Annotated in this window: 13 protein-coding genes; 3 read left to right on the top strand and 10 right to left on the bottom strand. The window is 69.7% G+C overall.

All coding sequences use genetic code 11. The features are described 5' to 3' along the window. Positions 1-17 precede the first annotated feature (17 nt). Positions 18-1,037, bottom strand: a complete 1,020-nt coding sequence (locus ACGFI6_RS16435) for an ABC transporter substrate-binding protein (RefSeq protein WP_393119206.1) — start codon at positions 1,035-1,037, stop codon at positions 18-20. Positions 1,038-1,409: 372 nt separating this feature from the next. On the opposite strand from ACGFI6_RS16435, the gene ACGFI6_RS16430 reads away from it, so the two are divergent. Both ACGFI6_RS16430 and ACGFI6_RS16425 read left to right on the top strand, forming a co-directional pair. Next, complete coding sequence (locus ACGFI6_RS16430; RefSeq protein ID WP_393119204.1) at positions 1,410-2,708, top strand: sensor histidine kinase; 1,299 nt, start codon at positions 1,410-1,412, stop codon at positions 2,706-2,708. Beyond that, the gene (locus ACGFI6_RS16425) at positions 2,705-3,355 is read left to right on the top strand and encodes a response regulator (protein ID WP_393119202.1); all 651 of its coding nucleotides are present in this window, start codon (positions 2,705-2,707) and stop codon (positions 3,353-3,355) included. The genes ACGFI6_RS16430 and ACGFI6_RS16425 overlap by 4 nt, the downstream gene beginning before the upstream one ends. 8 nt (positions 3,356-3,363) lie before the next feature. Here ACGFI6_RS16425 and ACGFI6_RS16420 read toward each other — a convergent pair whose 3' ends face one another. After that, positions 3,364-3,912 (bottom strand): MarR family winged helix-turn-helix transcriptional regulator, encoded by a 549-nt coding sequence (locus tag ACGFI6_RS16420; RefSeq protein ID WP_393119201.1) that lies wholly within the window; start codon positions 3,910-3,912, stop codon positions 3,364-3,366. A gap of 124 nt (positions 3,913-4,036) precedes the next feature. Here ACGFI6_RS16420 and ACGFI6_RS16415 point away from each other — a divergent pair, with 124 nt between their 5' ends. Beyond that, the gene (locus ACGFI6_RS16415) at positions 4,037-4,705 is read left to right on the top strand and encodes an FMN-dependent NADH-azoreductase (protein ID WP_393119200.1); all 669 of its coding nucleotides are present in this window, start codon (positions 4,037-4,039) and stop codon (positions 4,703-4,705) included. A 72-nt stretch (positions 4,706-4,777) separates the two neighbouring features. Here the strand turns inward: ACGFI6_RS16415 and ACGFI6_RS16410 are convergent, their stop codons facing one another. The 8 genes from ACGFI6_RS16410 to cobO form a co-directional block, all read right to left on the bottom strand. Further along, on the bottom strand, positions 4,778-5,629 hold the full coding sequence (locus tag ACGFI6_RS16410) for a putative RNA methyltransferase (protein WP_393119198.1): 852 nt from the start codon (positions 5,627-5,629) through the stop codon (positions 4,778-4,780). A 5-nt stretch (positions 5,630-5,634) separates the two neighbouring features. Then, on the bottom strand, positions 5,635-6,534 hold the full coding sequence (locus ACGFI6_RS16405) for an ABC transporter permease (RefSeq protein WP_393119196.1): 900 nt from the start codon (positions 6,532-6,534) through the stop codon (positions 5,635-5,637). Further along, the gene (locus ACGFI6_RS16400) at positions 6,521-7,456 is read right to left on the bottom strand and encodes an ABC transporter ATP-binding protein (protein ID WP_393119195.1); all 936 of its coding nucleotides are present in this window, start codon (positions 7,454-7,456) and stop codon (positions 6,521-6,523) included. The genes ACGFI6_RS16405 and ACGFI6_RS16400 overlap by 14 nt, the downstream gene beginning before the upstream one ends. Positions 7,457-7,464: 8 nt before the next feature. Then, complete coding sequence (locus tag ACGFI6_RS16395; RefSeq protein WP_393119193.1) at positions 7,465-8,523, bottom strand: outer membrane lipoprotein carrier protein LolA; 1,059 nt, start codon at positions 8,521-8,523, stop codon at positions 7,465-7,467. Between the two features lie 169 nt (positions 8,524-8,692). After that, on the bottom strand, positions 8,693-9,289 hold the full coding sequence (locus tag ACGFI6_RS16390; protein WP_393119191.1) for a hypothetical protein: 597 nt from the start codon (positions 9,287-9,289) through the stop codon (positions 8,693-8,695). Further along, positions 9,286-10,632 carry a 5,6-dimethylbenzimidazole synthase gene (gene bluB / locus ACGFI6_RS16385; protein ID WP_393119189.1) on the bottom strand — a complete coding sequence of 449 codons (1,347 nt, stop codon included), beginning with the start codon at positions 10,630-10,632 and terminating at the stop codon, positions 9,286-9,288. The genes ACGFI6_RS16390 and bluB overlap by 4 nt, the downstream gene beginning before the upstream one ends. Further along, positions 10,629-11,975, bottom strand: a complete 1,347-nt coding sequence (locus ACGFI6_RS16380) for a cobyrinate a,c-diamide synthase (RefSeq protein ID WP_393119187.1) — start codon at positions 11,973-11,975, stop codon at positions 10,629-10,631. The genes bluB and ACGFI6_RS16380 overlap by 4 nt, the downstream gene beginning before the upstream one ends. After that, entirely contained in the window at positions 11,969-12,583 is a 615-nt protein-coding gene (gene cobO / locus ACGFI6_RS16375; protein WP_393119185.1) for a cob(I)yrinic acid a,c-diamide adenosyltransferase, read from the bottom strand. Before cobO ends, ACGFI6_RS16380 begins: the two co-directional genes overlap by 7 nt. Between the last annotated feature and the right edge of the window lies 1 nt (position 12,584).

The following is a 12,584-nucleotide window of genomic DNA, read 5'->3' as shown; positions in this document are numbered from 1 at the left end:
TTTTCGTACTCCTGACTTCAGCTCTTCGGGGCCAGGTCCAGCGTCGCGATGTCCTCGGGCTTGATCGAGCCCTGCGGGATCGCGTGCGACTGCTCGAGCAGGGAGATGACCTTCTTCACCCGGTCCGCCGTGAGCTCGCCGAGCGGGCCCTTGAAGTTCTCGGGCTTGATGTAGGCCTGCATGATCTTGAGCTCCGCCGTGGCGACGTCGACGTCCAGCTCAGGCACGTACTTCTTCATGATCGTGGCCGCCGCGGCCGGGTCGTCGTAGGTGTCCTGCAGACCCTTGAGCAGCGCGTTCATGAACTTCTTGACCTGGTCCGGGTGCTCCTTGGCCAGGTCGGACCGGGTGATGATTGCGTTCCCGTACAGGTCCGGCACATGATCGCCGTACGGCAGCGTGATCACCTTGCGGTGCTTGCTGTCGGCCTTCGCGACCAGCGGCTCACCGACCACGAACTGCCCGATGCCCGGCACCTTGCCCGACGCCAGCAGCTTCGGCAGTCCCGGCGGCGGCGACGGCAGGAACGTGACCGACTTCGGATCGATGCCGACCGCCGCGGCGTAGACCGGGAACATCACCGTGTTGGTGGAGCCCGGCTGGTCGCCGATGGTCTTGCCGACCAGGTCCTGCGGCTTGTTGATGCCCAGGCCCTCCAGCGACATGATCGCGGCCATCGACCGCTGGTGGATCGCGCCGACCGTCGTGACCGGCAGCTTCTGGTTGGCGAGAGTGATCGCGAACCCGGTGAAGTCTCCGATGCCGTAGTCGGCCTGACCGCCGGCCACCAGTTTCATGACGTCCACGGTCCCGCTGCCGGGCGTGATCTTGACGTCGAAACCGGCGTCCTTGAAGTAACCCTTCTCGAGCGCGACGTACGCGTACGCCTCGCGACCGAAGGCACCGAACGACGTCAGGTAGTTGACCTTCTGCAGACCGTCGCCGTCGGCCGCCTTGTCGTCACCACCGTTGCAAGCACTCACCATGGCGAGCCCCAGGACCGCCATCAGGGCGATGACGGAACGCCTCAACCTCATATCGACCTCTCTCGTCCCGATATTTGATCAAACATCAAATCCGGAAAGGTGGTCAATCCAGCTGCGGGGACTTCACGGGGACTTAACGTCCGCCGTACCGGGCCCTCGCAGTCCTGCCTGCCACCCGTCCTGGAGCTGTTCCCCATACCTGTCCGTAGACACAACCTCACGGACGGACACCCGCCCCGACCACAGACCGTACCTGCCTGCGCAGCAGATCGCGACGCCCGCAGGGACCGAACCTGCCGGCATTGCGTCAAATTTACGTAAACCCTCAACCTTCTCGTGATACTGCCCACGTCACGCGGCCGGTTTCCCGCGATCACTCCGGGGAGGGAGGTGACGCTCCCCCGGCTTTGACAGGATGGAGGCGTGCGAACGGTGGCGCGACGGGTGTGGCAGGCAATCAGTTGCCTGCTGCGTACGTCGACGTACCTGCGCTGGGTGTACCTGCTGCTGGGCGCCGCGCTGGTGCTCGCGTTCATCCTCGTGGACAGTGCACTCGGCGCGGTCCTGAACGGCCTCGACCTGCCGAAGGTTGCCACCGGCATCCTCTGGGTGCTGATCGCTCTGATCCCGCCGTTGGTGCTCGGGCTGCTGCCCGCGGTCCGTGAGGTCGAGGGCATTGCAGTCGAGTCGCTGCTCGCGGTGCGCTTCGAGGAGCGGCCGCTCGGCCCGGCGCGAACCTGGCCACAACGGCGGCGTACGGCACTGTGGTTCTGCCTGCACCTGATTGCGGGCGGTGCGATCGGCATCCTGAGCACGATCGTCTTCGGCCTCGGCGCGATCTGGCTGGCCGCACCGTTCCGCTCCGCCGGAACCCGCGACATCGTGCCCGGCTGGTCGTACGACATCCACGGCAACTGGACCGACCTGTGGATGCCGGCGGCAGCGATCGGCGGACTCGTCGGCCTGTTCCTGCTGTCCGCGGCCGTCGGCGCACTGCTGGCCTACCTGGCGCCGCAGGTCCTCGGCCCGACCGCCGCCGAGCGGATCGAGCTGCTCGAGAAGCAGACCGCGACGCTTGCCGAGCGCAACCGTCTGGCGCGCGAGCTGCACGACAGCGTCGGGCACGCACTCAGTCTGGTCACCATCCAGGCCGCCGCCGCCCGGCGCGTACTGGCCAGCGATCCGGAGTTCGCGGAGAACGCGCTGGCCGCGATGGAGACCTCGGCCCGCGCCGCGCTGGCCGATCTCGACCACGTACTGGGCCTGCTCCGCGACGACCGCCGTCCGGGCGACCGGACGACGCCACAGGCCACCCTCGGCGGCCTGGACCGGCTCGTCGACGCCACTCGCGCCGGCGGCATCACGATCGAGGTCGAACGCACGGGCGACCTGGACCAACTGCCCGCGGCGGTCTCCCGCGAGGCGTACCGGATCGTCCAGGAAGGCCTGACCAACGCCATCCGGCACGCCGGGCGCCCGGCCGGCGAACTCGTCGTCCGGCTCTCGATCTGCCTCGACGCGTCCGGGCTGCAGTTGACGGTGCGCAATCCGGTCAGCGGCCGGTCCGACCACTCGGGCGGCGGCCGCGGTGTGGCCGGGATCCGTGAAAGGGTCGCCGTACTGCGCGGAACCGTCGAGGCCGGCCCGATCGGCCTTCCGGACGGCCCGGGCTGGCAACTGGCCGTACGCCTGCCGGTCAGCGTGACGAAGGGGACGACATGAACCTGTCCGTGGTCGTGGTCGACGACGAACCGCTGATCCGCAGCGGGCTGCGCGCGATCATCAACGCCGAGGAGGACCTCACGGTCGTCGGCGAGGCCGGTGACGGCGCCGAGGTGCTCCCGCTGGTCCGCCGTACCGGGGCGGACGTCGTGCTGATGGACGTCCGGATGCCCGCGGTGGACGGCATCCAGGCGACCCGGCTGCTGCTCGACAGCCTCGATCCGGCGCCGCGCGTCCTGGTCGTCACGACGTTCGAGAACGACGACTACGTGTACGACGCGCTGCGCGCAGGCGCGTCCGGGTTCCTGCTCAAGCGGACGCCGCCGGACGACATCATCGCGGCGATCCGGACCGTCGCGCACAGCGAGTCGCTGCTGTTCCCGGAAGCGATCCGCGCGCTCGCGCTGGCGCATCTGGGTACGCCGGCACCGAGCGGCCTCACCGAGTACCAGCTGACCGAACGCGAGCAGGAGGTGCTGCGGCTGATGGCCCGCGGGCTGTCGAACGCCGAGATCGCGGCGGAGCTGATCCTCGGGCTGCAGACGGTCAAGACCCACGTCGCGAACGTGCTCGCGAAGCTGAACGCCCGCGACCGCACCCAGGCCGTGATCCGCGCCTACGAGTCAGGCTTCGTCCCGCTGCACTGAGACACGGCCTAGGTACTGGCTGGGTCCTCGGCTTCGGCCAGGACGCACGCGTTGTGCAGCGGGTCGACCGCGTTGGCCTTCATCGCGAGGCGCTGCAGGAGCATCCGGAAGCTCGATCGCTCCGACTCGTCGAGAATCCCCAGGACCTCGTCCTCGGTCCGGCGCAGCCGCCGCTCCAGGTCGCACAGCGCCTCGACGCCGGCGTCGGTCGGCGCGATCAGCCGCGCGCGGCGGTCGGCCGGGTCCGGCCTGCGCTGCACGAGGCCGGCCTTCTCCAGGTCGTCCAGGAGATACGTCATGACGGTCCGGTCGACGCCCAGCTGCGCAGCCAGATCGAGCTGCCGCTTGGGCCCCTCCGAGTTGGTCGTCGCGAGCACCTGGTAGCCGCGCGGCCCACCGGGCAGACCCTCCAGGGCCGCCGCCGACGCCTTCGCGTACTGCCGGAAGACGACGCCCAGCGCCCAGCCGAGATCGGCCTCGACAGGCGCACCGCTGGCGACCTGAGGCTCCATCCCGTGAGCACCCCGGGCCGCGACCTCGGGAGAAGTACTGGACATGCCCCCATCCTACGTGGCGTACGCCACCCGGAATACGATCTGACTTGAATATGTTCTGCTTCACAGATTATCTTCAGTACAGCTCAAACCGAGCTCGCCCCCTCAACCGATGGAGACCCAAGACATGAGCACCCTGCTACGCGTCGACGCCAGCATCCGGCTGGACGGTTCGGTGTCCCGCGCCCTGGCGGACAGCGCGGAGGCCGCCTGGAAGGCGGAGCACCCGGACGGTGTCGTGGTACGGCGTGACCTCGGGCAGCACCCGCTGCCCGCGACGGTGTGGCCGACGCTGGCCGCGGCCCAGGTGGGCCAGGAGCCGGTGGCCGACTCCGACCGGATGCCGCTCGACGAGGCCAAGGCGATCGCCGCGGACGTCGCGGCGGAACTCCGCGCCGCCGACGCCGTGCTGCTCGCCGTCCCGCTGTACAACTACGGCATCGCCCAGAACGTGAAGACCTGGATCGACCTGCTGCTGATCGACAAGGAACTGGTCCACGGCCCGAGCCCGATCGCCGGCCGTCCGGCGATCTTCGCGCTGGCCCGCGGCGGCGGCTACGCCCCGGGGACCCCGAAGCACGGCTGGGACCACGCAACGCCGTACCTGGAGCGGATCTTCGGCGAGGTGTTCGGCATGAACATCCGGACCGCCGCCGCCGAGCTCACCCTGGCCCCGGTCACCCCGGGCATGGAGCAGCTCATCGACGCCTCCAAGGTCTCGGAGTCCGAGGCCCACGTGGACGCCGAGAAGCACGGCACCGTCGTGGCCCGCGAGGTCATCGGTACCGCGGCCTGAGCCCCGGGAGGCGGATCCCCAGCACTCCACAACTGCCTTCGGCGGACCGCGCTGAGCGTGCGCCCACCGGCCTCAGGGCGATTGATGAGTGCTGGAGGTCCGCCTCCACACCGAGAGCGTGACCGACAAGGTGACCATGGCCGGTTCCGGCAGTACGGCGATCCGCTGCAGGAGTTCGCGGTAGTTCAGGTGCCGGGCGCTCGGTGTCATCAGTACCAACTGCTCGACAGCCGTCCGGTCGAGGAACATGGTCTCCTCGACCGGCTCGCTGCCGACCCGTTCGAACTCCCCCGCCAGCGAGTCCCGCAGCCGGCGCTCCTTGTCCTCGTCGACGCTGACCATCCCGAGTACGTCGACCAACTCGGCGAGGTGCTGCTGGTTCGGCGTCACCACCAGCAGGCGGCCGTCCGGCGCGAGCACCCGCGCCATCTCTGCCGCATTGCGCGGCGCGAAGACGTTCAGCATCACCTGCGCTGCCCCGTCGACGAGCGGCAGCTCGCGCCAGGCGTCGCAGACCACGGACGCGATCCGTGGATCCACCTTCGCGGCCCGGCGCGCGGCGTACTTCGACACGTCGAGCGCGATGCCGCGGCGGCGTTGCGACGTACCGAGGACGCCGGACAGGTAGTACGCGGTGCCGGCGCCGACCTCGACCACCACGTCGTCCTCGCCGAGCCCGGCCGCCAAGATCAGCGCGTCACGGATCGGGGCGTAGTGCCCGGTGCCGAGGAAGACCGTGCGGGCGCCGACCATCGCGGCCGAGTCGCCCTCGATGCCGTTCGAGGCCGAGGGCAACAGGTTCAGGTAGCCCTGCTTGGCCAGGTCGTACGCGTGCCCGCGCGAACACCGCGCTGTACGGTCGTCCAGCGCGAGCCCGTCCGTACAGACCGGACAGCGCAGCACGGCAACGAGATCGGATTCCACCGGACCTAGGTTATGTCGCGGCTCGTGATGCGGGCCCAGGCGGCGGAGTAGAAGACTGCGACGTAGCCGGCCTGGAGAAGCAGGTTGCGGACGATCTCGTGGTAGTACGGCGGATCGCGCAGCAGGTCGGCAAACGACTGCCAGCGGAAGATCAGCAGCCACGGGTGGATCGCGTGCAGCTGCGGGATCGCGGTCAGGATCCCGAGCACGACGAAGGTGCCGAACGTCGCCGCCATCGCGGCCAGCGGCGTCGACGTCAGGGACGAGACGAACAGGCCGATCGCCGCCAGCCCGAGCAGCGACAACGCGATCAGGATCGCGATCCCGAACGCCCGCAGCAGGCCCTCGCCGAGCGAGACGGTCGAGCCGGACAGCAGCAGGACGTCGCCGACCGGGAACAGAATGAAACCGACGATCAGGCCGGAGAGCCAGATCGTCATCGTCGCGGCGAAACAGAAGATCGACAGCGCCACCATCTTCGCGGCGAGCAGCCGGGACCGGCCGGCCGGTGCGGTGAGCAGGTTGCGGAGCGTACCGAGACTGGATTCGCCGGCCAGCGACTCACCGGACACCACGGTCACCGCGGTCGGCAGGAAGAACGGCATCGACAGGCCGAGGGCGCCGACGATCAGGAACAGGCCGTTCCCGGCGATCTGCCCGAGGAACCCGTCGCCGGTGCCGCCGTTGGAGTCGGCGATCTTGATCGCGACCCCGATCAGCAACGGCACCGCGGCCAGGACCCCGAGCCCGACCTGGGTCCGGGCCCGGCCGAACACCAGCCGCAGCTCGGAGCCGAACAACGCCAGCGTGTGCCGGCCCGCGCTCGGCCGCTGCACCACGACCGCAGCCGGCGTCTCGGCAGGGGTCTCGGCCGGCGTCTCGGCGGTGGCCTCACTCTGCGACATCGAAGCCCTCCCCGGTGAGTGCCACGAACGCGTCCTCGAGGCTCGGGCGTTCCAGACCGAACCCGTGGATGCGGACGTCGGCGGCGACCAGTGCGGCCGCGAACTTCTCGATCGGGAGCTCGCCGGGATCACCCTCGACGGTCTCCGGAGTCGTCTTCAGGTCGAGGACGCCCAGGCTCTGCAGCGTGTCGGCCGCCTGGGTGAGGTCCGGCGTCCGGACGACCAGCTTCGGACGCAGCTCGGCGCGCAGGTCCGCCATCGTGGACTGGCGCAAGAGCTTCCCGCGGCTCATCACCGCCGCATGCGTACAGACCTGCTCGACCTCGGCCAGCAGGTGGGTGGACGTGAAGACCGTCGTACCGTCGTTGGCCAGGTCGCGGATCAGGTGCCGGACCTCGCGGGTGCCCTGCGGGTCCAGGCCGTTCGTCGGCTCGTCCAGGACGAGCAGCTCCCGGCGCTGCATCAGCGCGACCGCGATCGCGAGCCGCTGGCGCATACCGAGCGAGTACGCCCGGACCTTCTTGCCGGCGGCGTTCGACAGGCCGACCCGCTCCAGCGCCTCCCCGGCGCGCGCCTTGCGGGTCTTCGGATCGGCGGTGCGGTCGGCGGCATCGAAGCGCAACAGGTTCGCCTGGCCGGTCCAGAACGGGTAGAACGCCGGACCCTCGACCAGCGCGCCGACCCGCGGCAGCACCCGCAGGTGCGCCTTCGGCATCGGCTCACCGAGCAGCTCGACGGCGCCGGACGTCGGCGCGATCAGGCCGAGCAGCATCCGGATGGTGGTGGTCTTCCCCGAGCCGTTCGGCCCGAGGAAGCCGAACACACTGCCGGCCGGCACCTCCAGATCGACCGAGTCCACCGCCACCTGCCCGCTGCGGAACCGTTTGGTCAATCCGTGGGTGACGACCGGCGCGCTCGTCATCTCGGTGCTCAGCGCGGGGCCTTCGCCGCTGCAGCCTGCAGAGTGCCGGGCGTGACCAGGCCGGCGAACACCCGGCCGTCGTCGGTGATCAGCGCGCTGACCATCTTGCTGGTCACGATCTTCCCCTCGCCCCACGAGCCCTGCACGGTCGGTGCCTTCGCCAGCAGCTGCGCGAGCGGACCGTTCGCGGTTGCGCCGGCGGTCGGCATGGCGCCCTTCAGCAGCACGACGCTGTCCCAGCCCTGACCGATCACGGTCGGCTTGGACGCCGCCGCAGCGGGCGACTTCGGGTCGATGCGCTTCGGTGCGACGTTGCTGCGCGGCAGCTCACGCTTCGCCGGGACCTTCTGGTCGGTGACCTTCACGCCCTTCGGCGGCGTGAAGCTGAAGGTGCTCGCGGACGGTACGTCGAACGTGACCGACGTGAAGCCGACCTCGAGCGCGGGGTCGTTGCCGGTCCGCGGCATCACGGTCACGTCCAGCGGGACCCAGGTCTTGGAGTCGATCGCCAGCGTCACCGAGCCGACCGTGGTCTTGTCGGTCTTCGGCACCAGACGGAGCTTGTACGCGTCCCGGCCGGCGACCTTCTCGGTCCCGCTGACCTGGACGTTCGTGGTCGGGTCGATCGCGTCGAGGAACTGCTTGGCGACCGACTGCGGGTCGTACGACTTCGGCGTCGCCCTCTCGGGCTTGGCGTTCTTGTGCGCGGGCAGCGTCAGCTTGGTCGCCTCACGCTTGGCGGAGTCGTACGCCCAGGCGGAGGTGCCGTCCGTGGTCCAGACCCGCTCGGCCTGGTTGTCGAGCACCGAGACGCGGGCCTTGTCCGGGGTCGCGAACGCGATCCGCGCGGTGTGCGTGCCGCTCAGCATCTCGGTCAGCTGGCTGCTGCCGGCCCCCGCCATGCCGGGGATGGCCGGCAGGCCGAGGTCCGCGTCCGATCTGACCGTGCCGCTCAGACCGTCCACCTTCGCGGTCTGGACCTTCGCGAGCAGATCCTGTGCGGAGATCCCGGGGAGCTTCGGCGAGGCATCCGCGACCACCGGTCCGAGTGCCCCCACCCCCGCCACTACCGCGACCGTCGTGACCGGAACCAACCACCGTCGACTGCGCTGTGCTACGCCCATGTGTACAGCCTCGCACCGGGCACCGACGGAACCAAGTGCCCTCGGGGTAGGTTCACCCGAAAGAGTGAGTCCGGCATACGACCGTGGTAGTACACCGGAACCCGAAAACAACTCAGCGTGACTGCAGGGCGTCCAGCGCGACCGTCATCGCCGCCGCAACCCGGAAGTCGAGCCGCTGGTCCTGCACGGTGATCCGGTAGCGGTCCCGGATCGACATCTTCCGCTCCACCGACAGCACCGGCTGCTGCGTGTCCCGTGCGGTGAAGTCGAAATGGAAGATGAACGGCAACGGGATCTCCCCGATGAACGGCACGAACTCCCAGACCCGGCGGACGATCGCGATGGTCGGGTTCCGCTCCGTACCGTCCGCGTCGATGCCGGGCGCGCTGAGCTGCCAGCTGGACCGCAGCAGGCTCTTGCCGAACTCCTTCTTGAACCACCCGATCGACTGCCCGTCGGCGTCGAACACGTCGTATCCGGAGCCGAGGTCGATCGTCTTACGGGCCTTGAAAGAGAACACCGGCTGCGTCTTGGTGTCGTCGGTGTAGAAGGTCACCTGCTCCTTGAACGCCATCCGCTTCTGCTGCGCGAACGCGAGCAGCTGCCCGTCGCTCCCGTCCGGGTTGGTGGTGATCAGCTCGTACTTGTTCGCCATCATCGTGACGCGCTGCTTCATCGAGAAGGCGGGGACGTACATCGGCTCACTCATGCGGAGGAGTGTGACAGACCACAGGCCGACGCACCGGTCCGCAAACCAGCGGCCAGGGCCTCCGCGACCACTGACCCGGCGGCGACCTGTACGTCGAGTTGGCCTACACCCTGCAGCGCCAGATCGCGGGCGATCTCCACCCCGTACTCCTCGGCCTCGGCGGGTGTCCGCGCCGGCCGCCACAGTACGCCGAAGTCCTGCTCCGGCCGTTCCTCGCGGAGATCGACCACGAGGACATCGGGCCGACCGAGGTCGGACGCGGCGCCGCCGACGATCACATGCACCCGTTGACCGGTCGCCGGTACGGCCTCCTGCGCCGCGTGCAGCGCGTCCTCGACGATCGAACTGTCCCGCCGCCCCCATTCCTCCTGGTGGACCGCCCAGGACAGTGGACGGCGCTTCGCCCAGCCGGATCGCACGAGTTCGGGCGCCGCGGCGAACTCGTCGACGTACCCGACGCACAGGTAGCCGACCAGCTCGACGTGCGCGGGCAGGCCGAGGACGTCGGCGACCTCCTGCGGGCCGAAGAACGAGACCCAGCCGACGCCGAGTCCTTCGGCGCGGGCGGCGAGCCAGAGGTTCTGGATCGCGATCGCGGCCGAGAACCAGGTGGTGCGCGGATCCGCATGCCGGCCGAGGACGTGCCGGCCGCCGCGGCCCGGGTCGCAGGTGACCGCGATGTTCAACGGGGTGTCGAGGATCGCCTCGATCTTCAGCCCGTCGAACGCCGTCCGGCGATCCGCCGGCAGTGAGGCCGCGAACGCGTCCCGCTGCTGCATCGCCAGCGCATGCACCTTCTGCCGGGTCGTACGCTCCCGGATCAGCAGGAAGTCCCACGGCTGGCTCAGCCCCACGCTCGGGGCGCGATGGGCTGCCTCTAGTACCCGAGTCAGCAGCTCGTCGTCGATCGGGACGTCCAGGAACCCGCGTCGTACGTCGCGTCGCTCGGCGATCACGCGATGCACCACCGCGCGCTCCACCTCTTCATAGCCGGGGGCGGGCAGGTGGCCGGTGGCAACGGTGGCGTTGGCGGTGCGTTGTTTGGGGGTGACAAGGTGCGCGCCGGTGGCGAGGACGGCTGCTTCGGCGACGCTGGGGATCCCGCTGAGTTGGTCCACCTGCTCGCTCGGCGTCGGCGCGGGCTGCTCGGCCAGCTCGGCTTTGCTGAACGTGCGCAGTTCGGCGCCGAGTTCGTCGGCCAGTTGCTGTACGGCGGGCTCGGTCTCGCGGCCCTCGATCGTGACGACGAGGTGGACCTCGCCGGTGACGACCCGATGGACCAGGTCGCGCAGCTCGGCGTACGACGTACCGGCTCGGAGTCCGACTCCGACGACGAGGCTCATCGCGCGTACTTACGGGCAGCGGCGACCACGCGGGCCGGGACGTCCGGGGTCGCGGTCCAATGCAGGTGCAGGTACGACGCGTGCACGTGCGGGAGCGTGATGCCCTCGACGCCGGCGGGCAGATGCCAGGCGGGCTGTACGTCGTGATCGAGGTCGACCGTGGTGCGGTGGAACTCGTGCCCGCGGACGCGGCGTCCTTCGTCGAAGAACTCGGTCGTCGCCGCGGCGACTGCCGTCCGGTAGCCGAGCGTGAGCCGGCCGGTCATGCGCGCGCCGGCGGGCAGTACGCCGGTCATCGGGTGGCCGTCCAGCTCGCGGCAGAGGTAGAGCAGGCCGGCGCACTCCGCGACCACTGGAAGGCCGTCGGCGACTGCCTTCGCGACCTGGGTACGGAGCTCGACGTTGGCGGAGAGCGCTTCGGCATGCAGCTCGGGGAAGCCGCCGCCGAGGTACAGCGCTGCGGTTGCCTCGGGCAACCTGTCGGTCAGCGGATCGAACGTGACCACGTCGGCGCCCGCTGCGGTCAGCAGCTCGCTTGTCTCGGTGTAATGGAACGAGAACACCGGCCCACCCGCCAAAGCAACCACTGGCCGCCGGCCTGCCGGTTCCGTGGCCTCGCTGTGTGGTGTGCAGGGAGTTGTCTCGACGGCCGGCGCGACCTTGGCTGCTGTTATTACAGCTTCGAGGTCCACGCCTTGGCGGACCAGTTCTGCGGCGGCTTCTACCGCTGCTTCGGCCTGGGTGCGTTGTTCGTTGGCCGGTACGAGGCCGAGGTGCCGGCTGGGGACCGTCAGCCGCGTGTCGCGGCGCAGGACGCCCAGCACCGGTACGCCGGTGGGCGCGACGCCGGCGCGTACCTCGGCCTCGTGCCGGTCCGAGCCGACCTTGTTCAGGATCACGCCGACGATCCGTACTTCGGTGTCAAAGGCAACGAACCCCTGCACAACGGCGCCGACGCTCCGGCCCGCCGCCGACGCGTCGACCACCAGGATCACCGGCGCCTTCAACAGCTTCGCCACATGCGCCGTCGACGAGAACCCTTCCGTCCCGAGCGCTCCGTCGTACAGCCCCATGACGCCCTCGACGACGGCCAGGTCCGTGCCCGCGGAGCCGTGAGCGAACAGCGGCGCGATCAGTTCCTCCCCCGACAGCATCGGGTCGAGGTTCCGCCCCGGCCGTCCGGTCGCGACCGCGTGGAACCCGGGGTCGATGTAGTCCGGCCCGACCTTGAACCCGGCCACCGCGTGCCCCGCCTGCCGCAACGCCGCCATCAGCCCGACCGCGACCGTGGTCTTTCCCGCACCCGAGGCCGGTGCGGCGATCACCACCCGCGGGATCACCACTCGATGCCCTTCTGGCCCTTCTGCCCGGCGTCCATCGGGTGTTTGAGCTTGGTCATCTCGGTGGCCAGGTCCGCGGCCTCGAGGAGCTTCGGGTGCGCGGCGCGGCCGGTGATCACGACGTACTGGTGACCGGGCCGGCCGGCCAGCGTCTCGACGACCTCGTCGACGTCGATCCAGCCCCATTTCATCGGATACGTGAACTCGTCCAGGACGTACAGGTCGTGCGTCTCCGCGGCCAGCCGACGCTGGATCTCCCGCCAGCCCTCGAGTGCGTCGGCAGCGTGGTCCGCTTCGGTGCCGGCCTTGCGGGACCAGCTCCAGCCCTCGCCCATCTTGTGCCACTCGACCGGTCCGCCCTGCCCCGTCGTCACGTGGAGTTCGCCGAGCGCCTTGAATGCGCTCTCCTCGCCGACCTTCCACTTGGCGCTCTTCACGAACTGGAAGACCCCGAGGTTCCAGCCCTGGTTCCAGGCGCGCAGCGCCATCCCGAACGCGGCGGTCGACTTCCCCTTCATCTCGCCGGTGTGCACCATCAGCAGCGGCCGGTTGCGGCGCTGGCGGGTGGTCAGGCCGTCGTCCGGCACCGCGGCCGGCTGCCCCTTCGGCATC

The organism is Kribbella sp. NPDC048928, from assembly GCF_043197975.1.
Taxonomy (GTDB): Bacteria; Actinomycetota; Actinomycetes; order Propionibacteriales; family Kribbellaceae; genus Kribbella.
This window is presented reverse-complemented; position numbering and strand designations above follow the sequence as displayed.